The following is a 21,443-nucleotide window of genomic DNA, read 5'->3' as shown; positions in this document are numbered from 1 at the left end:
AACCCTATAGCGCGAACTCACCCGCCCCAGAAGCCGCGGTGTCCACCCCCGAGGCCTTGGCCCACGAGTCGGTAAGTGTGCAGAAACATCCCACATTGTTGACCATGGCGTTCCATTCTTCGTAGGATTTTCCACACCGGGGGCGCTTGAGTCCCCGAAGGAAGGCCCATGCAGAACCGCATCATGACCGCTCTGGCCCTGGCGATGGCGCTGACCGCCGTGTCGGGCTGCTCGAAGACCCCTCGCGATCGCCTTCAGGGGCGCTGGTATGGCGAGTCCATCGAGAACGCGCCCGTGGAGCAGCTCACGAAGGCGACCGGGTGGGTCAAGGGGACGGCGCTCGAGTTCAACGGCAGCAAGGTGACGGTCACCCTGCCCGCGGAGACGCCGCGCAGCGGCACCTTCAAGGTGACCAAGGCCGAGGGTGAACAGGTGACCGTCGCGTTCCTCCGGCCCGAGGGCGGGCTCGACGAGGCGCAGTTCCGCTTCGCCACGGATCAGACGCTGCGCTGGGAGATCGGCGACGGCCGCGCGATCGTGCTGGCCAAGGCGAAGAACTGAGATCGGGCGGCGCCCGCCGCCTCGCCGCGCTCCCGCCCGCCTACCGCCGCACCCGCTCCCGCCGCACCCGCGTGAGCCACCGCGCCTCGCCGCGCTCGCCGTCGCGCGCGAGCAGCACCACGACGTCCTCCGACAGCGGCCCGGTGAGCCGCCGCCGCGCCTCCTCGATGGAGCGCACCTCGACGCCGTTCACGGACAGGAGCCGATCGCCAGGCTCGATGCCGGCCTCCTCCGCCTCGCTCGCCGGGGGCACCGACACCACGGTCACGGTCCGGCGCTCCTCGCCGAGCGTCACCGCCAGGCTCCCGGCGCCCTTCGGGTCCTGCCGCGCGCCGTCGCCCGGCAGCGCGATCCGGACCCGCTCGGTCGTCCTGCCGGCCCGCACCTGCACCGGCTGCGACTCGGCGCGCCCGAGATCTGCGCTGTACGCCTCGAGCACCGCCGTGCCCTCGGGCAGGCCGCCGAGCTGGAACCGCCCGTCGCGGTCGGTGAGCACGACGCCCGGCGGCAGCGGGCCGAGCGGCAGGTACGTCGGCACGCGGTCGCGCGCGACGCGGACCCCGGCGACCGGATCCCCGCGCGGATCGACGACCTGGCCGGCGACCTCTCCGGCCTCGAACAGGTCGATGCGCCCGAGGTCCGCCGGGCGATCCGGGTCGCCGGCGAGGGTGACCCGCAGCGTGGCCGGCGCGAACCCGTCGCGGGTCACCGTCACGCGGAACTGCCCCGGCGCGAGGTCCCCGAGCGTGAAGGCGCCCTCCGCGTCGCTCGTGGCGCGGCGCGGCCCGGTCGGAGAGAACAGGGTGATCCGCGCGCCCTCGAGCCGCTCGCGCCCGCCGCGCCCGGTCACGGTGCCGGTGGCCTTGAGCGCGGCGCGCATCTCGAGCCGCAGCTCCTTCGGCGCGGCGTCGACCTGCTCGACGCGCGGGGCCCTGCCGGAGCGCACGAGGCTGATCCGGAGCGGGAGGCCGGCGGCGTCGGGCAGCAGCGCGTCGCCGCCGTCGTCCGTGAAGAGCGTCTTCCGGAGCGGGACGGCGACGTCGAGCGAGAGGACGCGCACCTCGGTGCGGTCGAGCGGGTAGCCGCGATCGTCGGTGACGCGGATGGCCACGGCCTCGCGCACCTTCGGGAGGACGACCTCGATCTCCTTGCGATCGCGCTCCGGGACCGCGACGACGAGGCGCGCCACGACGTCCCCGGGCGACTCGGGCCGGGACACCGAGACGAGCACCTCGTCGGGGACCGCGGCGAACGCGAACGTGCCGTCGTCGGCGGAGTACGTCACCCGCTCGAGCGAGCCCGCGGTCGCGGCCAGCTCGACGCGCGCGCCGGCGACCGGCCTGCGGTCCTCCTCGAGGACGCGGCCCTCGAGCAGGCCGCCCTGGCGCATCACCACGCGCACGTGGGCCTCGCCGCCCGGCGGCAGCGTCACGACCTCGCTGGGCGTCTCCACGTACTCCGGGTGCCGGACGATCGCGTGGACGCGCCCCGGGGTGACGGGCTCGGCCCGGAAGGTGCCGTCGGCGCGCGTGACCCACGGGTCGCCCGACCGCGCCGCGGCGACCGGGAGGATCGCGTCGCCGCGCGGCAGGTCCGGGATGGGGCCGGGCATCACCCCGAGCTCTCCCGCCGGGATCAGCGGCGCCGGGCCGGGCAGGGCGCGCTCGAAGTGCTCGTCCCTGAACTCGGACATCGCGGTGGTCTCGTCGATGGGCATCCCCTCGGCGTCGGCCCCGATGATCTCGATGGTCGCGCCCGGGACCGGGTAGCCGCGATCGTCGACGACCTCGCCCACGAGCGCGCCGCCGCGGAGCAGCGGGATGCGGACCTCGGAGGCGTCGGCCTCGACCTGCACCGCGTTCCTCGGCACGAAGCCGGCCGCCAGGGCCGAGGCGCTCGCGTAGCCCGGCGCGATCGGCCCGAGCGTCACGGACCCGTCGTCGCCCGTGCGCCCGTGCAGCGGGAACGCCGACAGCCCCTGCTCGACGAGCACGACGTTCGCGCCCTTCACGCCCGGCGCGGCCTCGCCGTCGCCGTCGGTCACGAGGACCCGCACGTGGCGGCCGGGCCCGAGGACGAGCTTCACCTCCTTGCCCTCGCCGCGCTTCACGGGCACGGCGAGCGCGGTCGCGCTCACGGCGGCGCCGCGCCGCGCCTTGAGGTCGTACACCCCGTCGCGGAGCCCGGCGATCCGCGCGGCGCCGGTCGCGTCGGTGGTCGTGCTGCGCGCCGGCCACAGGCCGGTGCCGGCGGCGAGCACGGTCGCGCCGTCGACGGGCTGCCCCGCCGCGTCCACCACGCGGACCGTGAGCGCGCCGAGCCGATCCATCCGGAGCCGGAGCGGCGCCGGCCCCGGCACGACGCCCGTCCGCACGGTGTCCTCGAAGCCGAGCGCCGACGCGCGGACGACGTAGGGCGCCGCGCCGAGCCGCTCGAACCGCGCGCGCCCCCCCTCGGCGGTCGTCGCCACGAAGGGGAGGGGATCGGCGGTCGCGACCGTGACCTCGGCGCCGTCGATCGGGCGCTCGGCCTCGTCGACGACCTGCACGTCCAGCACCTTCGCGGGCCGCAGCACGAGGTCGACGGCGCGGGGGCCCGGCTCGAGGGCGAGGCGCGCCGAGGCGCGGGCCCGCTCCGCGCCGTACGCGAGGACCCACGTCTCCCCGGACGGTAGGCCGGCGAAGCGCGCCTCGCCGGCCGGATCGGTCCTCTGCTCGCCGGCGAAGTAGGCGCGGTCCTCGCGCAGCGCGAAGACGCGCACCGTCGCGTCCGGGAGCGGGCGCCCCTGCTCGTCGCGCACGGTGGCGGTGAGATCGGCCGCGCGCCCTTCGACCCAGGCGGGCACCGGCGGCGCGGGGATCGGCGCCTGCGGCAGGAACCGCGGGCCCAGATCGCGCAGCGTGGTCGCGGCGAGGAAGCAGACCAGCGCGGCGATCGCGGCCAGGACGGTATCGAGCCGCGACCGGCGCTCGGGCCGGTCGGCTTCCGCTGCGGGTTGCTTGTCCTGCTCGGCCACGGCGTGGATCTCTACTCCGGATCCGCCGAAACGCCGAACGCCCGGGGGCCGTTCCCGGCCGGTGGGGTCTGGCCCGGCCGGCGGGGAAGGGCCCCGGCCGGCGCCGCGGGGTCAGGCCTGATGACCGTGGTGCTGCTCGATGACGGCCAGGATCTCCTCCTCGCCGAGGATGTGGTCGGTGGCCTTGGCCTTGGCGAGGATGGCGTCGACGAGCTCCTTCGAGGGCTCGATCTTCCGCTGCCTGAGCCAGTAGTTCACGTTGGAGGCGCCGGACATGTAGCCCACGCAGATCTCCTGCTTGCGGCCGAACATGCCGGCGGGGACGCCGGAGTAGATCCGGTCGGCCATCCAGGCGTCGCCCTTCGCCTCGGCCTTGATGATGGCGGCCGCGTGCACGCCGGTGGCCGTGCGGAAGGCGTCGCGTCCGACCAGGGGATAATTGATGGGGACCTCCCAACCGACCGCCTGCGCGGCCGTCGTGCAGTACTCGAGGAGGTGGGTGAGGTCCTGGTGCTCGAGGAGGCCGAGGAGCTTCATGTTGAGCAGGATGAGCTCCATGGCGGCGTTGCCGACGCGCTCGCCGATGCCGAGGGCGGTGCCGTGCACCCGGTCCGCGCCGAACTGGAGCGCCCAGATCGCGTTCTCGAGCGCGAGCCCGCGGTCGTTGTGGCCGTGCCAGTCGATGCCGACCGACGCCCCGGCCCCCGCGACGATGGCGCGCGTGAAGTTGATGAGGTTGCGCACCCCGTCGGGCGTCGCGTGCCCCACGGTGTCGCACAGGCACAGCCGGGACGCGCCGTGGTCGATGGCGACCTTGAAGAGCGTCGCCAGCACCTCGGGGCGCGAGCGCGTCGTGTCTTCCGTGACGTAGGCGACCGGTAGCCCGGCCTTCACGCCCGCGTCGATCGCGGCGGCGCTGCGCTGGGCGATGAGGTCGACGTCCCACGCCTCCGCGAGCTGGCGGATCGGGCTCGAGCCGATGAAGGCGTAGATCTCGACCGGGATCCCCGCGCGCTGGGAGATCTCGATCATCGGCGTGATGTCCGAGACGACCGTGCGGCCTGCGCAGGCGACGCGGAGCGGCAGGCGGTTGTCCGCCACCTCCTTGCACATCCGGAGCACGTCCTCGAAGGCCCGCTGCGAGCTGCCGGGCAGGCCGATATCGGCGACGTGAATGCCGACCTTGGCCATGAGGTGGAGCAGCTTGAGCTTGCTCTCGATGTTCGGGTCGGCGACGGAGGGGTTCTGCAGGCCGTCGCGCAGGGTCTCGTCGAAGAAGCCGATCTCCTTCGGGATGACCCGCCCGACGCGGCCCACCTCGTTCCAGTCGTAGATGAGATCGGTCGGGCGGCCAGCGTCGGCAGCGATCGCCATGCTCGGAGTATAGTGCGCGGTTCTCAACGCCGAGGCTGAAACGAAGCTCTTCCGGAGCGCTCGACATGACGCACGGCGCAGGCGAAGGCGCGAGCGACGACGGCGGTGACGCCGTAATGCATGCTCCGTCACATCGGGGTCACGCCGGGAGGGACCGAGCGCGGGCCGGCGGCGTGCGCGTGGGCGTCGGCGGCGAGCGCGCGGGGGGTCGGCGTCGACGAGCGCGGACCGGGGTCGGCGGGGCAGGGTGCAGCCCCGCCAGAAAAAGCGCCGGGCCGAGGACGGGGCAGGCGGCCGCGAGCGCCGCGCGCGCCGCGGCCGCGCGCCGCGGCGTGGTTCCGCGGCAGCGATGGCCGAATCGGCGGGCGCGGTGCGCTGGCCCCGCGCGCCGGGCAAGCCTAAGCTTGCGGCCACGACGATGTGGCAATCTCTTCCTGAGTTCGGGACCGGCGTCCTCTACGCCATTCTGGTCACCGCGGCGTACACCTTCGCGGTGGCGCTCGCGTCGGCGCGCGGGCGGCCGCGGCTGCTCCAGGCGGCGCGGCTCGGCGCGTACGGCACCATCGCGCTGGTCGGGCTCGGCGTGCTGGTGCTGGCGTACGCCTTCGTCAGCCACGATTTCCGCATCGCCTACGTCGCCCAGTACAGCGACCGGTCGATGACCACGCCGTACCTCATCGCGGCGCTCTGGGGCGGGCAGGACGGCTCGCTGCTCTGGTGGATGTTCCTGACCGCGGTGTTCTCCGGCGGCTGCGTCTACTGGCTGCGGCGCCGGTACCTGGAGCTCCAGCCGTACGTCATCGCGACCCTGATGAGCGTCCTCATCTTCTTCGCGGCGCTGATGATCTTCGCGGTGAACCCGTTCCGCACGAGCGTCGCGGGCGCCCCGCTCGACGGCAACGGGCTGAACTACCAGCTGCGCAACTTCTACATGATCATCCACCCGCCGAGCCTCTACGTCGGCTTCACGAGCGCGGCGGTCCCGTTCGCCTTCGCGATCGCCGCGCTCGCCACGGGCCGGCTCGACAGCGAGTGGATCGTCGCGACGCGGAAGTGGATGCTCTTCTCCTGGCTGTTCCTCTCGATCGGCAACGTGCTCGGGATGCTCTGGGCGTACGAGGAGCTCGGCTGGGGCGGCCCGTGGGCGTGGGATCCGGTCGAGAACGCCGCGTTCCTGCCGTGGCTCACGGCGAGCGCCTACGTGCACTCGACGATGATCCAGGAGCGCCGCGGCATGCTGAAGGTGTGGAACGTCTCGCTCATCTGCGGGACGTTCTTCCTGACCATCTTCGGCACCTGGCTCACGCGGTCGGGCCTCATCGCGAGCGTGCACTCCTTTGCCCAGTCCGGCATCGGCATCTGGTTCGTCGGCTTCATGGCCGTGATCCTGGCGACGTGCACCGCGCTCATCGTCTACCGCCTGCCGCGGCTGCGCAGCGACGGTCAGTTCGAGTCGCTCCTGTCGCGCGAGGCCGCGTTCCTCTTCAACAACTGGGGCCTCTTCAGCATCATGATCTTCATCGCGGTCGCGACCGTGTGGCCGCGCATCAGCGAGTGGCTGCTCGATCAGAAGTCGACGCTGGGGCCCACGTTCTACAACATGTGGCTGCCGCCGGTCGCGCTCGTGGTCTTCTTCCTGATGGGCGTCGCGCCGCTGCTCGGGTGGCGGAAGACGTCGCCGGAGCTGTTCCGGAGGAGCTTCCGCTGGCCGGTGCTGGCCACGGCCGTCACCGCGGCGCTCCACCTCGGGCTCGGCAAGAAGGTCGGCTTCGCCCCGTTCGTCGCCGTCGACCCGATCTACCCCGGCCAGCTCGGCGACGCGCTCGCGAAGCTCGCGTCGACCTACCCGTTCTTCACGGTCGCGATCGCCGCGTTCAACATCGCCGTCGTCATCCAGGAGTTCGCCCGCGGCATCGCGGCGCGGCAGAAGCGCGGGGGCGAGTCGTTCTTCGCTTCCTTCTACAACCTGGTCGCCAGGTCGCGGCGCCGCTACGGCGGCTACATCGTGCACGTCGGCATCGCGGTGATGTTCGTCGGGTTCGCCGGCCGCGCGTGGGGCGTCGACAAGGAGATCAGCCTCCGCCCGGGCGAGGCCGTGCAGATCGAGGAGTACCGCCTCGTCTACGCCGGCCCGCGCATGGAGGTCGACAGCGAGAAGCGGATGGTCTTCGCCGACCTCGACGTCGAGCGCCACGGCGCGCCGGTCGGCCGGATCAGCCCGGCGAAGTACATCTACAAGGCCACCCCGGAGGCGCCGTCGACCGAGGTCGCCCGCCACATCACGCTCAAGAACGACCTCTACGTGATCATCGGGATGGCGAACCCGCAGACGAAGGTCGCCTCCTTCCAGATGCACGTGAACAACCTGATCTCGTTCATGTGGTTCGGCGCGGGGATCCTCGTCCTCGGGGCGCTCATCGCGATGTGGCCCGACATCGCCCTCGAGGAGGCCGGCGCGTTCGGCTATGTCCGGGCGGCGGGGTCGGTCACGGCGTCGGTCGTGTTCGCCTTCCTGCTCGCCGGCGGCCCGTCGCAGGCCTACGGGCACCCCATCCAGGAGCGGCTCGGGCCGCCGATCCTGAGCGCGCCGGGGGGCGCGGACGGCGAGGCCGGCGCCCCCGCGTCCGGCGCGTCGGTTGATCCCGGGCGGGCGCCCGCGATCGGTGCAATGCTCCCGACCCCTGCCGAGCCGAGGCAGCCAGCCTTCGAATGAGCCGCACACGACACCTCATCCACGGGATCACCCTCCTCGCCGCGGGCCTCATCGCCCTCGTCGTCCTGCTGCGCTCGCCGGAGTTCGCCCACGGCCAGCAGCTCGGGGAGGGGATGCAGCGCTCGGGCACCGTCGGCATCCAGAACGAGACCGAGCGTAAGCTCTTCTGGAGCCTGATCTGCACGTGCGGCTGCCCGCGCGAGACCCTCGGGACGTGCACCTGCGGCACCGCGCACGAGCGCCGCGACCAGCTCCGCGAGGCGCTCGCGTCGGGGCTGTCGATCGAGGCCATCCAGGCCGCCTACGCCGAGCGCTTCGGCGCGGAGGCGCTGGCCGTGCCGCCGAACAAGGGCAGCCAGCGGCTGCTCTACCTCTTCCCGCTCGCCGCCATCATGGCCGGCGCCGGCATCGTCATCGTCACGCTGCGCCGATGGAAGCGGCGCAGCGACGAGGCGCGCGCCGCCGTCGAGCGCTCCCCGAAGGGCGTTGTCCCCGGCGGGCGCGACGATTACGACGACAAGCTCGACGAGGAGCTCAAGCACCTCGACCGCGAAGACCGTTGATGAGCGCCGAAACCTCCGCCAAAAGCGCCGCCTCGGCCACGGCCCACGAGGCCGTGAGCCGGGGCTCTGGCTCGCCGCTCGAGCGGCAGATCGTGCACTACGCTCGCTTCGGGGTGCCGCTCGCGGCGCTCGCGGGCGCCGGCGTCGCGGGGCTCGTCGCGGGGCCGCCCGCGGCGATCCTCGTGCTCGCGGGCGGCGCGCTCGTCGCGGTGATCGCCATCTTCTGGGCGAGCCTCCGCGTGCTGCTCGGGGAGACCCCGCTGAGCGGCGCCGACGCGTACGCGATCGGCGCGCCGCGCGCCGAGGAGGAGCAGAAGCAGGCCGTCCTGCGCGCGCTCAAGGACCTGGAGTTCGAGCGGAGCGTCGGCAAGATCAGCGACGAGGACTACGCCGATCTCGTCGCGAAGTACCGCGCCGAGGCGAAGCGGCTGCTCCGCGTGCTGGACGCCGACGCGCAGCCGCGGCGCGAGCAGGTCGCCGCGCTCGTGGCGAGGCACCTCCGGCGCGCCGGGCTCCAGGACGACGGCGGCGTGGAGGCGCCGGAGCAGGGCGAGGGCGCCGAGGGCGCCGCCGCGGGCGAGGGCGCCGCCGCGGGCGAGGGCGCCGCCGCGGGCGAGGGCGCCGCCGCGGGCGAGGGCACCGCCTCGGAGGCGAGGCCGGCGAAGCGGAGGCGCGCCAGGGCCAAGCCGCCGGAGCAGGAGCGCGCTCCGGAGCCGGCGGAGGGCGAGCGCGACGAGGCCGAGGCGACGGCGGAGGGCGCGGCTGCGCCGGCGCTCGCGTGCGCGGCCTGCGGCACGCTGAACGACGAGGACGCGGTGTTTTGCAAGAAGTGCGGGACGAAGTGCGCGCCCGGCGCGCCTGTGGCCGAGCAGGCTGCGGCGGAGGAGGCCGCGGCCGGCGTCGACGAGAACGACAGCAGGAGGGCGTCGTGATGCGCTGGTCCAGGTACACCGCGCTGGCCGCGATCGCCTCGCTGAGCATGACCGCGGCACCGACGGCGCAGGCGCAGCCCGCGGCCGCGGCGCAGCCCGCGGCGGCCGCCGCGACCCCGGCGCAGCCGGCTGCCCCGGCGCAGCCCGCGGCCCCCAAGGCGGCTCCCGCGCAGCCCGCGGCGCCGAAGCAGGACGCGAAGACGGCGGCGCCGAGCGCGGCGAAGCCGCCGGCCGCCGCCGCTGCTGCCGGCAGCGCGAGCCCCGCTGCGGCCTCGGCGGCTGCGGCGGACGCGGGCGCGCCCGACGCCGCTGGCGCCCTCCCGCCGGGTCATCCCGAGGTCGGGCAGGAGCTGCCTTCCGGCCACCCTCCCGTGGGCAAGCCGCCCGCGGGAGGCGCCGCATCCCGGCGCGCCGCCGAGGAGCTGACCGGCCTGTTCGAGGCGCCCGACGACACCGTCCAGGAAGATGCCGGCCTTCCGCCCGGCGCCATCGCGCTCACGGTGCAGGACGCGAACGGGCAGCCCATCCCTCGCGTCGCCGTCGACGTCGACATCCTGCAGAGCTCGGTGACGAAGGGCGAATCGCGCGAGCGCGTGACGCGGGAGACCGACGACGCGGGCATCGTCCGGCTCGAGAACCTCACGATCGGCGGCGGCACGAGCTACGGCATCTCGGTCACGCGCAACGGCGGGACGTTCTCGCTCCCGCATTTCGGGCTCAGCGCCGAGGCCGGAAAGCGCGCCGTGCTCCACGTCTACGAGGCCACGGCGGACGTGAACGGCCTGCTGGTCGGGTCGCAGGGCATCATCTACCTCCAGCTCCGGCAGGACTCGATCTCGGTCGAGCAGCTGTTCCAGGTCTACAACCTCGGACGCGTCGCCTGGCTCCCCAACGAGACGTTCGCCCTCCCGCCGGACTACAAGGCGTTCAACAAGAGCGAGGGCATGGACGAGATGCGCTTCGAGGAGGTGAAGGGCACCGGCGTCGCGCTGCGCGGCACCGTGAGTCCCGGCCGGCACGAGGGGCAGTTCCGCTGGCAGGTCCCGCTCAACCAGGACGAGCGCCAGACGATCCGCATCGAGCTGCCGCCGCGCATGGCCCAGCTGCGGGTGATGGCCGAGGCGTCGAAGTCCATGACGCTGAACGTCGCCGGCTTCCCGGCGGCGCAGCGCACCCAGAACCGGGACGGCAAGAAGATCCTGATCACCGAGAAGGCGGGCAACCGCGCGGAGGGCGGGCTGAGGACCATCGAGATCACGCTGGGCGGGCTGCCGACGCCCGGCGTGGGCCGCTGGGTCGCGCTCGTCCTCGCCGGCGCGGCCGTGATCGGCGGGGCCGCGCTGAACTTCGTCCGCCGGCGCGAGGACGATCGCGGGCCCGACGAGGAGGAGCGGCGAGAGCTGCTCGAGGCGCGCGACGCGCTGCTCGACGAGTTCGTCGAGCTCGAGCGCGCGCGGAAGCGGGGCGACGTCGGCCCGAAGACGTACGACCGGGTCCGGACGGCGCTCCTCGACGCGCTCGCGCGCATCGTGAGCATGATCGAGGCCACGCCGGCGCGCGGGAAGACCGCCGGCGCGCGGGAGCCGTCCGGCGCGCGGCGGAAGGCGGACGCTGCCGCATCGCCGCCGCCCTGAGGTGGGGGCAACGCCGAGCGCCGGACGGAGGCTCGGCTGGAAGGCCAGCCTGTCCGCGGGCGCGGCCCTCCTGATCGTCGGCATCACGGCGCTCGCTCGCCACCGGGCCGGGCCGCCGGCGCGCTGCGCGCCGGGGATGGTCGCGCTCGGCCCGCGATGTTGCGGCGAAGGCCAGCGCCTCGACGACGCCGGCCGCTGCGCCGGCGCGCCGAGCCGATGCGGCGCGGGCCTCTCGGCGACCCTCGCCGGCTGCGTCGCGCCGGGCGCGACCGTGCGCGTCGCCGCCGGGACGCTGCGGCTCGGGCCGAGCGACTGGGAGGCGCAGGGCGTCGTCGAGGCGCGCGAGGTGTTCGTCCCGGCGTTCTCGCTCGACGCGTTCGAGGTCACCGAGCAGCGCTACGCGGCCTGCGTCGCGGCCGGCGCCTGCGCGGCGCTGCCGCTGCGCGGCGAGCCCGGCGTCCCGGTGACGGGCGTCACGCTGGAAGAGTCCGCCCGGTATTGCGCCTTCGCGGGCGGTTTGCTCCCCTCGCGCAACCAGCTGGCCTTCGCCGCGGCGGGCCCGTCGAGCCGGCGGTACCCGTGGGGGGACACCGGCGCGGTCTGCCGTCGCGTCGCCTTCGGCCTGCGCGCGGGGCCGTGCGGATGGGGCGCGACGGGCGCTGAGCTCGCGGGCTCGCGCCCTGACGGCGCCGCCGTGCACGCGGGCGGGCGCGTGTTCGACCTGGCCGGCAATGTCGCCGAGTGGGCGGCGCCCGATCGACCCGACGACGGGATGTCGGGAACTCACGGCGGATCGTGGGCCGACGAGGCGGCCTCGGCGCTACGCACCTGGAATCGGCGGCTCGTCCCTGTATCCACCCGTTCGCCCGATCTCGGATTCCGGTGCGCCTATCCGCCGTGAGCGCGCGCCGCGCCGCTCACGGCGGCGTCGGAGGGGAGGGGAGAGGGAGGGGGAGAAGAGGGGAGAGGGGGAGCTAGCGGAGAGGGGAGCTAGCGGAGAGGGGGAGCTAGCGGAGAGGGGGAGCTAGCGGAGGGAGGAGGGATGGCATGCGAACGACAACAACCGCGCCCAAACGACCGCAAAACCGTCCGGAAACGCGCTCCGTCGGCTCCGGATTGGGTTACAGTCCCCCTTCCCAATGACTGTCGCGCTTCTCTCGATCGGGACCGAGCTCACCCGGGGCGAGATCCTCAACACCAACGCGGCCTGGCTCGCTGCCGAGCTCACCGCAGCGGGCTTCACGGTCAGCGAGTCCCTCACCGTCGACGACGACGTGGATCGCATCGTCGCCGCCGTCCAGAAGCTCGCGAGCGCGCACCGGCTGGTGATCGCCACCGGCGGCCTGGGCCCGACGACCGACGACCTCACCGCGCTCGCCGCCGCGCGCGCGACGGGCACCGACCTCGTGCGCGACGAGAGCACGCTGCTCGCCATCCGCCGCCGCGTCGAGAGCCGCGGCAAGACGATGAACGCGGGCCACGAGAAGCAGGCCGAGGTCCCCGCCGGGTCGGAGATCCTGCCGAACCCCTCTGGCACCGCGCCTGGCTTCGGGATCCACCTCGGCGAGTCCACGGTCTTCTTCCTCCCGGGCGTGCCGCGGGAGATGAAGGCCATGTTCACCGAGCAGGTCTTGCCGCGCGTGCGGCCGGCGGCTCCGAACAACACCTTCCAGGTCCGCCTCCGCACCTACGGCCTGCCCGAGTCCACGGCGGGCGAGCTCCTGAAGGGCGTGGAGGAGGCCTATCCCGGCATCACGCTCGGCTACCGCGTCCACTACCCGGAGGTGGACGTGAAGGTCCACGCCCGCGCCGCCACGCAGTCGATGGCGCACGAGCTGGCCTTGAAGGCGACGGCCGACGTCCGCGAGCGGCTCGGCACGGCCGTGTACGGGGAGGGGGACGACGCCTTCCCGGAGATGGTCGGGCGCTCCGTGCGCGCCCGGGGCTGGCGGCTCGCCGTGTCAGAGTCGTGCACCGGCGGGCTGATCTCCCACCTGCTCACCAGCTACCCGGCGAGCGACTACCTGGTCGGCGCCGCGGTCACCTACGCGAACAGCGCCAAGACGCGGCTGCTCGGCGTCGCGGAGGACACCCTGCGCGGCCACGGCGCGGTGTCGGCCGAGGTCGCCGCCGAGATGGCCCAGGGCGTCCGCCGCCTCTGCGAGGTCGACGTCGCCATCTCGGTCACCGGCATCGCCGGCCCGACGGGCGGCACGGCGACCAAGCCGGTCGGCCTCTGCTACTGGGCCGTGTCGCACCCTGGCGGCCTCGTCGTGCGCGACCGCGTGTTCTCGGGGGATCGCGAGGAGGTCCAGCTCGGCGCCGCCTACGCCGTCCTGGACCTCCTCCGCCGCATCGCCGGCAACCTCCCCGAGCGCTGACGCGGGCGCGGGCTGACGAGCGTCAGTTCGGCGCGGCGCGCGTGAACGTGAGCGCGCCGTCCCCGCGGTCGATCCGCACCGTGTCGCCCTGCTTGAACTCCCCGCCGAGGATCCGCTTCGCGAGCTCGTCCTCGATGCTCCGCTGGATGGCGCGCTTCAGCGGCCTCGCGCCGTACTGCGGGTCCCACCCCTGCTCGATGAGGTAGCCCTTCGCGTCGGACGAGATCGTGAACAGGAGCCCGCGTCGATCCAGGCGCTTTCGCAGCAGATCGAGCTGGATGTCCACGATCTTCTCCATCTGCTCGCGCGCCAGCCGCCGGAACACGATGAGGTCGTCCAGGCGATTCAGGAACTCCGGGCGGAAGTGCTTCCGCACCTCCTCGATGACGGCCCTCCGCACGAGCTCGGCCTTCTCGTCGGCCGGCAGGTTCGCCCGCTCCTCGATCGCCGCGGCCGCGGGCGTCCCGAGGTTGGATGTCAGGATGATGATCGTGTTCTTGAAATCGACCGTGTGTCCCTGTCCATCCGTCAGGCGCCCGTCATCGAGCACCTGGAGGAGCGTGTTCCAGATGTCCGGGTGCGCCTTCTCGATCTCGTCGAACAGCACCACGCTGTACGGCCGCCGGCGCACCGGCTCCGTGAGCTGGCCGCCCTCCTCGTAGCCGACGTACCCGGGCGGCGCGCCGATCAGGCGAGCCACCGCGTGCCGCTCCCCGTACTCGCTCATGTCGAGCCGCACCATGGCCCGCTCGTCGTCGAAGAGGATCTCGGCGAGCGCGCGCGCGAGCTCGGTCTTGCCGACGCCGGTCGGCCCGAGGAACAGGAACGACCCGATCGGCCGCCGCTCGTCGCCGAGGCCGGCCCTCGAGCGCCGGATGGCGTTCGACACCGCGCGGAGCGCGTCCTCTTGCCCGACCACGCGCCGCCGCAGCTCCTCCTCGAGGCGCAGGAGCTTCTGCATCTCGCTCTCGAGCATCTTGGACACCGGGATACCGGTCCACTTCGAGACGACCGCGGCGATGTCCTCGTCGGTGACCTCCTCCTTCAGGTAGCTTTGCTTCGACTGCACCTGGGCGAGGGTCGTGCGGATCGACTCGAGCTTCTTCTCGATCTCCGGGATCTTGCCGTAATGGATCTCCGCGGCGCGCCCGAGATCGCCGGCGCGCTTCAGGCGCTCCTCCTCGAGCCTGAGCTCCTCGATCTGCGGCTTGAGCTGGCGCAGCTCGGAGATGAGCTCCTTCTCCCGCATCCACTGCGCCCGCATCGCGTCGCGCTGCCCCTGGAGCTCGGCGATCTCGCGCCGCACCTCATCGAGGCGCGCCTTGCTCGCCTTGTCGCTCTCGCGCTTGAGCGCCTGCTCCTCCATCTGCAGCTTGAGCAGATCGCGCTCCACCTGGTCGATCGGCGTGGGCAGGCTGTCGATCTCCATGCGGATCTTCGACGCCGCCTCGTCGATGAGGTCGATCGCCTTGTCGGGCAGGAACCGCTCGGTGATGTACCGGTTCGACAGCACCGCGGCGCCCACGAGCGCGGCGTCCTGGATGCGGATGCCGTGGTGGACCTCGTACTTCTCCTTCAGGCCGCGCAGGATGGCGATCGTGTCCTCGACGGTGGGCTGCGCGACGAGCACCTGCTGGAAGCGCCGCTCCAGCGCCGCGTCCTTCTCGATCCGCTTCCGGTACTCGTCGAGGGTGGTCGCGCCGATGCACCGGAGCTCGCCGCGCGCGAGCGCGGGCTTCAGCATGTTGGCCGCGTCCATGGCGCCCTCGGCCGCGCCGGCGCCGACCAGCGTGTGGAGCTCGTCGATGAACAGGATGATGCGCCCGTTCGAGCCCTCGATCTCCTTGAGCACGGCCTTGAGCCGGTCCTCGAACTCACCGCGGAACTTCGAGCCTGCGACCATGGCGGCGAGGTCGAGCGCGGCGATGGTCTTGTCCTTAAGCGACTCGGGCACGTCGCCCGCGACGATGCGGTGCGCGAGGCCCTCGACGATGGCCGTCTTGCCGACGCCGGGCTCACCGATGAGCACCGGGTTGTTCTTGGTGCGGCGCGACAGCACCTGGATCACGCGCCGGATCTCCTCGTCTCGGCCGATCACCGGGTCGATCTTGCCCTGTCGGGCGAGCTTCGTGAGATCGCGGGTGTACTTCTCGAGCGCCTGGAACTTCCCCTCGGGATCCCGGTCCGTCACGCGCTGATTGCCGCGCACGGCCGCGAGCGACGCGAGGAGCTTGTCGTACGACAGCCCCGCTCGCTCGAAGATCGACTGGATCTCCTTGTCGGTCTTCGTCCCGGCGAGCAGGACGTGCTCTGTCGAGATGTACTCGTCCTTGAGCGCCTTCGCCTCGTCTTCGGCCTTCTGCAGGACCGCGAGCGCGCGCCTCGACAGGTTCGGCTCGGCGCCGCCGCTCACGCGAGGGTAGGTGTCGATCTTCGCGTCGAGCAGGCGCAGGAGCCCCGCGGGATCGGCGCCTGCCTTCTGCACCAGCGGAGCGCCGAGGCCGCCGTCCTGGCCGACGATCGCCCGCACGATGTGCTCGGGATAGAGTTCGGGATTTCCCCGGCGGCTGCCGAAATCGACAGCCTCTCGTATGGCCTCCTGGGCCTTCGTCGTCATTCGCTCGATTCTCATGGCACCTCGAAGCTAAGGCGTGTGCCATCGCTAGCAAGGGGCCGGCCAAGCAAGCGTCTTGCCAGAGATACCGAGCGAACGCATCGGTGGATCGATGCAGCCTCAGCGCCGTGTCAACCCCACCGTGCGTGGTGGGGTCCTCGGCTGAAGCGGGCGCGGGCTCCGTCCGCCGCGCGCCCTGGACGCAGGCGACGCAGGCTCAGATGTCGAGGTTCTTCACGTTGAGCGCGTTCTGCTCGATGAAGTTGCGCCGCGGCTCGACCTGATCCCCCATGAGGATCGTGAAGAGCTCGTCCGTCTTCACCGCATCGTCGATGCGGACCTGGAGGAGGGTCCGCGCGTCCGGGTTCATCGTCGTTTCCCAGAGCTCGTCGGCGTTCATCTCGCCGAGACCCTTGTAACGGCTGATCGCGATACCCTTCTTGCCCCGCTCTTCGATGTAGTCGACGAGCGCCTCGCCGTTCTCGATCGTCTCCTCGCCGCTCGAGGTGCGGGCCCGGTAGGGGGGCGCGCCGATGGAGCGCAGGTCCTGCTCGATCGACCAGGCCTCCTGGTACTCCGGCGAGCCCACCAGATCCCAGTCGATGACGCTCTTTCGCGCGCTCGCGCCAGGGCGCGGCACGACCTCGATCCGGCTCGTCCCGTGCTCGGTGTCGCGCGGCGTCGACAGCGTGAGCGGGAACAGGTCCGGGTAGCGCTGCTTCAGGTAGGCCCGGAGCTCGTCGGCGGCCGCGGCGACCTTCTTGGTCTCCCGCAGGTCGTCGCGCCCGAGCCCGCTCGACCGGAGCACCGCCGCCACGATCCGCGCGTCACAGCGCTTGTCGATGTTCGACAGCACGGCGCGGAACCGCTTCAGCCGCTGCGCGAGGCGGTAGAGCGGCTGCCCCGCGATGCCCGTCTGCGCGCCGCTCGCGACGATCTCGAGCCCGTCCACGGCGTTGCCCACGAGGAACTCGTCGAGCGCGGCCTGGTCCTTCAGGTACAGGTCCCGCTTGCCCTTGCGCACGCGGTAGAGCGGCGGCTGCGCGATGAACAGATACCCCTTCTCCATGATCTCGGGCATCTGCCGGAAGAAGAAGGTCAAGAGCAGCGTGCGGATGTGGGAGCCGTCGACGTCGGCGTCCGTCATCAGGATGATCTTGTGGTAGCGGAGCTTGTCGATCTCGAACCCGCCGGCGTCGTTGATCCCGCAGCCGAGGGCGGTGATCAGCGTGCCGACCTCGGCGGAGCTCAGCATCCGGTCGAGCCGCGCCCGCTCGACGTTCAGGATCTTGCCCTTCAGCGGGAGGATCGCCTGGAAGTGCCGGTCGCGCCCCATCTTGGCGCTGCCGCCGGCGCTCTCGCCCTCGACGATGTAGATCTCGCTCTTCTCCGGGTCCTTGGACTGGCAGTCGGCGAGCTTGCCGGAGAGCGACGTCACGTCGAGCGAGCCCTTGCGGATCACCTCGCGGGCCTTGCGGGCCGCCTCGCGCGCCTTGGCCGCGACGACCGCCTTCTCGATGATCTTCTTCGCGCTCTGCGGGTTCTCCTCGAAGTACTGCGCGAGCTTGTCGCTGACGACCGCCTCGACGATGCCCTTGACCTCGCTGGAGACGAGCTTGGATTTCGTCTGCGAGTCGAACGACGGGTCCGGGTGCTTGATGCTGAGCACGCACGTCAGGCCCTCGCGCGCGTCCTCGCCCTGCAGGCCCTGCTTCAGCTCCTTGAAGAGGTTGTGCGCGCTCCCGTAGTTGTTGATCGTCTTCGTGAGCGCGGCGCGGAGCCCGGTGAGGTGCGTGCCGCCGTCCCTGTTGTGGACGTTGTTCGTGTAACAGAAGATCGCCTCCGTGTAGGAGCCGTTCCACTGCAGCGCGACCTCCACGCCGACCGGCGGCGCCGAGCTCGCGCGGCCGTTCCCGGCCTCGCCCGCCGCGCCGATCTCGTGCTGCGACACGAAGCTGATCACCTCGTCGTGAATCGGCTCCTTGGTCTTGTTGAGGAGCGCCACGAACTCCGCGATACCCCCCTTGTACTCGTAGGCTTCGGCCCTCCCGTCGGGGCGCTGGTCGTCGAGGTGGATGATGAGCCCGGCGTTCAGGAACGCGAGCTCGCGGAGGCGGCTCGCCAGGACGTCGAAGCTGAACTCGACCGTGCTGAAGATGATCGGGTCGGGCTTGAAGGTGATCTTCGTCCCCGTCTTGTCCGTCACGCCGATCCCCTTGAGCGGCGCCCTCGGCACGCCCCGGGCGTACTCCTGGAACCAGAGCTTTCCTTCGCGCTTGATCTCGACCTTGAGCCACTCGGAGACGGCGTTCACGGCGCTCACGCCGACGCCGTGCAGGCCCGCAGAGACCTTGTAGCTGGAGTTGTCGAACTTTCCGCCGGCGTGGAGGACGGTCATGACGACCTCGGCGGCGCTCACGCCCTTCGCGTGCATCCCGACCGGGATCCCGCGGCCGTTGTCCTCGATCGACACCGAGCCGTCGAAGTGGACGGTGACCCTGATCTCCGTGCAGGCGCCGGCGAGGTGCTCGTCGACGGCGTTGTCCACGGCCTCCCAGACCAGGTGGTGCAGCCCCGATCCGTCGTGCACATCGCCGATGTACATGCCGGGGCGCTTGCGCACCGCTTCGAGGCCTTCGAGCGCCGTGATGCTGTGGGCGTCGTACGACGCCTTGGTGAGGTCGGTCGGCTGGCTCAGGGTGGGTTCCGTCATCTCGGTCCTGGTGGGCGCGCCCGCCGCCTCTCACCGGGGGGCGCAGAGCGGCGGAGACCGCTCGGATTGCCGGAGTTCTTGCAGTGGAGGGGCCGGCGCGATGGGCAGCTCGTCTGGTGGGACCCGGGCGCCGCAGCCGCGGCGCCGGATCGATTCCGAGGGCACGAGCGTTCATGCGCGGACCGCTCGTCGATGCCCCGTAAAGACTGCGGAAATGTAGCCGAAATCAGCCGCTCGGGCAAGCGTTTCGCCGAGTCCGGAAGCCTCGTAACACCGTATTTTCGGCGCCTGGCGCGGGCGCGTCCGGAGCATCCCAACTCGTGCCCTGCGGGGCGGGATCAACGCGTCTCGGGGCGGCCGCGGCAGGCCTCGCCGCGCCCCCGCCGCCCCGCGTCCGCCCCCGCGGCGCACGTCAGCTGAGCGCGCCGCCTTCGACGTGAAAATCGCGCCGCTCCGACGCGGGTACGCCCGGCGTGACGATGAGATCGCGCCGCGTGGTCGTCAGGAACACCTGTCCGCGCGCCATGCCGAGGAACGTGAACAGCGCGGCCGTCCGGTCGGGGTCGAGCTCGCTGGACACGTCGTCGAGCAGGAGAATGGGCTCTACACCCCGGACGGACGCAATGGCGGCGGTCTCAGCCGCCTTGAGCGAGAGGGTGAGGGCCCGGTGTTGCCCCTGGGAGGCGACCACGCGGGCGGGGTGGCCGTCGAGCTCGAGCACCAGGTCGTCCCGGTGGGGGCCGAAGCCCGCGCTCGGCCGGTGGGCGTCGCGCCGGCGGTGCTCGCGCAGCGCCTCGGCCGCCTGCGCGGCGTCGCTGGCGCCGCCCGGCGCGTAGCGCGCGGCGAGGGTCAGGTCGGGCGCCGCGATGCGGGCGAAGGCGTGGGCGAGCTCCGGCGCGAGCGCCTCGACGGCGGCCGCGCGGGCGCGGGTCAGCGCCGCGCCGTGCAGGGCGCAGAGCTCCTCGAACGCGTCGAGCTCGGCGCCCCCCTGCGGCGACGCGCCCCCGCCGCGGTGGAGCAGCTCGTGCCGCGCGCGGAGCGCCTGCGCGTACCGGGCGCGGTGGTCGGCGCTCTGCGGGTCCATGAAGAGCGCCAGCCGATCCAGCAGCGTGCGCCGCGCGCTCGCGGGCCCGGTCGAGAGCGCGAGCTCCTCGGTGTGGAAGGCGACGACCGGCGAGCGCGTCGCGAAGCTCGACAGGCTCGGGGGCCGGTTGCCGTCGATCCGCACCACGCACCGCTTCTGCTCCACGGCGGCGGTCTGCTCGCGCGCGAGGGGGGGCAGCGCGTCCCTGCGCTCGACGAAGCGCGCGCGCGCGCTCGCGACGTCGGCGCCGTGGCGCACGAGCTCCGCCGCGCGGTGGGTGCGGAAGCTCCTCGAGGTGGCCGCGAAGTAGATCGCCTCGAGGAGGCTCGTCTTGCCTTGACCGTTGTTGCCGGCGATGACGTTGAGGCGCGGCGCGGGCTCGACGTCGATGCGGCCGAGGTTCCGGAACTCGCGCACGTGGAGCCGCTCGAGCAGGAGGCTCGGGAGGCGTTCGTGTCGCTCGTCGTCGGGCGCGCTCAAATCCGCATCGGCATGATGACGGCGACGTAGCTCTGCTGGTTCGACTCGCTGCCGGGCCGGAGCACGGCGGGGTCGAGCTCCCCGGAGATGCCGAGGATGACCTCCTCGTCGTCGATGGAGCCGAGCACGTCGAGGAAGTACTTGGCGTTGAAGCCGATCGTGACCTCGGGCCCGGCGTAGTCGACGGCCACCTCGTCGAAGCCGGCGCCGGTGTCCGGGCTCTCGCTGGTGATCCGGAGGGTCCCCGGCGCGATCGACAGCTTGACGCCGCCGGTGCGGTCGTTGGCGGCGAGCGCGATGGCGCGGAGGGCCTCGGCGAACTGGACGCGGGGCGCGCGGACCGAGCGCTCGGTGACGGACGGGATGACCTGCTGGTAGGGGGGGAACTGCGCGTCGACGAGCTTCACCGAGAACTGCATCCCGGCGATGTTGAAGAAGGCGTTCGGCCCGCTCTGGGTGATGGCGACCATGGGGGTCTCCTTCTCGGCGCGCGCCTCCTCGGCGAGGCGGCGGAGCTCGGTGATCGCCTTGAGGGGGATGAGCATGGTGGCGGTGGCGGAGCTGCCGGAGACGGTCGCCTCCATCTTGGACAGGCGGTGGCCGTCGGTGGTGACCATCCGGACGCGGTCGCCGGCCCACTCGAACAGGGCGCTGTTGACATGGGCGCGCGTCTCGTCGGTGGAGATCGAGAAGTGCGTCCTGGCGATCAGGAGCGCGAGCTGCTCGACGGGGAGCTCCAGCGAGGGCGCGTCGCGCGACGGCGCGGGCAGCTGCGGGAACTCCGAGCCGGGGAGGCCGGGGAGGGTGTAGCGGCGGGGCGATCCCACGGCCTTGAGCGACGTGTGCGCGCCCTCGGTGGTGGTGATCTGGATCGGGCCATCGGGCATGGCCTTCACGCGTTCGAGCAGGTCCCTGGCGGGGACCGCGACGGTGCCGCCGGTCTTGATGTCCGCGTGGGTCTGGCCGGTGACCCCGAGGTACAGGTCGGTCGCGGCGACGCGGACGGCGTTGCCATCGGCGGCGAGCAGGACGTTGGCGAGCGCTGGCATGGCGCTTTTCTTATCCGCCACGCCTTGGCAGCGCGCGACGAGGCGAAGCAGATCTTTCTTGGGGATCACAAGGTCCATAGCCGACTCCGGAGCCGCTCCCTTTAGCAGGGTTATTGCCCGGGCGTGGGCGGGAAATGAGCGCTCCGGTGACCTTGCGGGACGCCTCTTCTTTCCATGAAATAGATAGATAAAGACATCGTCTTCGTCGTAGGCGCTGTGGAGGGCGGGGATAACTCAGATTGCTCAATGAATCCGAGCAGTTGAAAGCGAGCGCCCTGGGGTAAATGGACCGTGCTCAGGGGTAGGAGGACGGGGGACAGCTGGCGGGC

13 protein-coding genes are annotated in these 21,443 nt (G+C 72.3%); 7 read left to right on the top strand and 6 right to left on the bottom strand.

Going from position 1 to position 21,443, the window contains the following annotated elements; translation table 11 throughout:
* The first annotated feature begins 168 nt into the window (after window positions 1–168).
* Complete coding sequence (locus WMF33_RS45545; RefSeq protein ID WP_437334429.1) at window positions 169–561, top strand: hypothetical protein; 393 nt, start codon at window positions 169–171, stop codon at window positions 559–561.
* A gap of 40 nt (window positions 562–601) precedes the next feature.
* Here the strand turns inward: WMF33_RS45545 and WMF33_RS45540 are convergent, their stop codons facing one another.
* The gene (locus tag WMF33_RS45540; protein ID WP_437334428.1) at window positions 602–3,577 is read right to left on the bottom strand and encodes a carboxypeptidase regulatory-like domain-containing protein; all 2,976 of its coding nucleotides are present in this window, start codon (window positions 3,575–3,577) and stop codon (window positions 602–604) included.
* Between the two features lie 111 nt (window positions 3,578–3,688).
* Window positions 3,689–4,951 (bottom strand): LeuA family protein, encoded by a 1,263-nt coding sequence (locus WMF33_RS45535; protein ID WP_437334427.1) that lies wholly within the window; start codon window positions 4,949–4,951, stop codon window positions 3,689–3,691.
* Between the two features lie 418 nt (window positions 4,952–5,369).
* Here WMF33_RS45535 and WMF33_RS45530 point away from each other — a divergent pair, with 418 nt between their 5' ends.
* The 6 genes from WMF33_RS45530 to WMF33_RS45505 all read left to right on the top strand — a co-directional run bounded on the left by WMF33_RS45530 (window position 5,370) and on the right by WMF33_RS45505 (window position 13,174).
* Window positions 5,370–7,664 carry a heme lyase CcmF/NrfE family subunit gene (locus tag WMF33_RS45530; protein ID WP_437334426.1) on the top strand — a complete coding sequence of 765 codons (2,295 nt, stop codon included), beginning with the start codon at window positions 5,370–5,372 and terminating at the stop codon, window positions 7,662–7,664.
* Complete coding sequence (locus tag WMF33_RS45525) at window positions 7,661–8,227, top strand: cytochrome c-type biogenesis protein (RefSeq protein WP_437334425.1); 567 nt, start codon at window positions 7,661–7,663, stop codon at window positions 8,225–8,227. The genes WMF33_RS45530 and WMF33_RS45525 overlap by 4 nt, the downstream gene beginning before the upstream one ends.
* The gene (locus WMF33_RS45520) at window positions 8,227–9,159 is read left to right on the top strand and encodes a hypothetical protein (protein WP_437334424.1); all 933 of its coding nucleotides are present in this window, start codon (window positions 8,227–8,229) and stop codon (window positions 9,157–9,159) included. Before WMF33_RS45525 ends, WMF33_RS45520 begins: the two co-directional genes overlap by 1 nt.
* A complete protein-coding gene (locus tag WMF33_RS45515) occupies window positions 9,159–10,793 on the top strand; it encodes a carboxypeptidase-like regulatory domain-containing protein (RefSeq protein WP_437334423.1) in 1,635 nt (544 codons plus the stop codon). Before WMF33_RS45520 ends, WMF33_RS45515 begins: the two co-directional genes overlap by 1 nt.
* 1 nt (window position 10,794) lies before the next feature.
* Window positions 10,795–11,694, top strand: coding sequence for a formylglycine-generating enzyme family protein (locus WMF33_RS45510; protein WP_437334422.1), 900 nt, complete (start codon window positions 10,795–10,797; stop codon window positions 11,692–11,694).
* Window positions 11,695–11,932: 238 nt separating this feature from the next.
* Window positions 11,933–13,174, top strand: coding sequence for a CinA family nicotinamide mononucleotide deamidase-related protein (locus WMF33_RS45505; RefSeq protein ID WP_437334421.1), 1,242 nt, complete (start codon window positions 11,933–11,935; stop codon window positions 13,172–13,174).
* Window positions 13,175–13,196: 22 nt separating this feature from the next.
* Here WMF33_RS45505 and clpB read toward each other — a convergent pair whose 3' ends face one another.
* The 4 genes from clpB to dnaN all read right to left on the bottom strand — a co-directional run bounded on the left by clpB (window position 13,197) and on the right by dnaN (window position 21,192).
* The gene (gene clpB / locus WMF33_RS45500; RefSeq protein ID WP_437334420.1) at window positions 13,197–15,806 is read right to left on the bottom strand and encodes an ATP-dependent chaperone ClpB; all 2,610 of its coding nucleotides are present in this window, start codon (window positions 15,804–15,806) and stop codon (window positions 13,197–13,199) included.
* A gap of 199 nt (window positions 15,807–16,005) precedes the next feature.
* On the bottom strand, window positions 16,006–18,501 hold the full coding sequence (gene gyrB / locus WMF33_RS45495) for a DNA topoisomerase (ATP-hydrolyzing) subunit B (RefSeq protein ID WP_437334419.1): 2,496 nt from the start codon (window positions 18,499–18,501) through the stop codon (window positions 16,006–16,008).
* Between the two features lie 412 nt (window positions 18,502–18,913).
* Complete coding sequence (recF, locus tag WMF33_RS45490) at window positions 18,914–20,065, bottom strand: DNA replication/repair protein RecF (protein WP_437334418.1); 1,152 nt, start codon at window positions 20,063–20,065, stop codon at window positions 18,914–18,916.
* Entirely contained in the window at window positions 20,062–21,192 is a 1,131-nt protein-coding gene (dnaN, locus tag WMF33_RS45485) for a DNA polymerase III subunit beta (protein WP_437334417.1), read from the bottom strand. The genes recF and dnaN overlap by 4 nt, the downstream gene beginning before the upstream one ends.
* Window positions 21,193–21,443: the final 251 nt, after the last annotated feature.

This window comes from Sorangium sp. So ce394 (assembly GCF_051474665.1).
In the GTDB taxonomy this organism is placed as follows: Bacteria; Myxococcota_A; Polyangia; order Polyangiales; family Polyangiaceae; genus Sorangium; species Sorangium cellulosum_D.
This window is presented reverse-complemented; position numbering and strand designations above follow the sequence as displayed.

Coding starts and splice junctions, on each gene's coding strand:
- WMF33_RS45545 (WP_437334429.1), top strand. CDS start 169: ATGCAGAACCGCATCATGACCGCTCTGGCCCTGGCGATGGCGCTGACC.
- WMF33_RS45535 (WP_437334427.1), bottom strand. CDS start 4,951: ATGGCGATCGCTGCCGACGCTGGCCGCCCGACCGATCTCATCTACGAC.
- WMF33_RS45530 (WP_437334426.1), top strand. CDS start 5,370: ATGTGGCAATCTCTTCCTGAGTTCGGGACCGGCGTCCTCTACGCCATT.
- WMF33_RS45525 (WP_437334425.1), top strand. CDS start 7,661: ATGAGCCGCACACGACACCTCATCCACGGGATCACCCTCCTCGCCGCG.
- WMF33_RS45520 (WP_437334424.1), top strand. CDS start 8,227: ATGAGCGCCGAAACCTCCGCCAAAAGCGCCGCCTCGGCCACGGCCCAC.
- WMF33_RS45515 (WP_437334423.1), top strand. CDS start 9,159: ATGCGCTGGTCCAGGTACACCGCGCTGGCCGCGATCGCCTCGCTGAGC.
- WMF33_RS45505 (WP_437334421.1), top strand. CDS start 11,933: ATGACTGTCGCGCTTCTCTCGATCGGGACCGAGCTCACCCGGGGCGAG.
- clpB (WP_437334420.1), bottom strand. CDS start 15,806: ATGAGAATCGAGCGAATGACGACGAAGGCCCAGGAGGCCATACGAGAG.
- gyrB (WP_437334419.1), bottom strand. CDS start 18,501: ATGACGGAACCCACCCTGAGCCAGCCGACCGACCTCACCAAGGCGTCG.
- dnaN (WP_437334417.1), bottom strand. CDS start 21,192: ATGGACCTTGTGATCCCCAAGAAAGATCTGCTTCGCCTCGTCGCGCGC.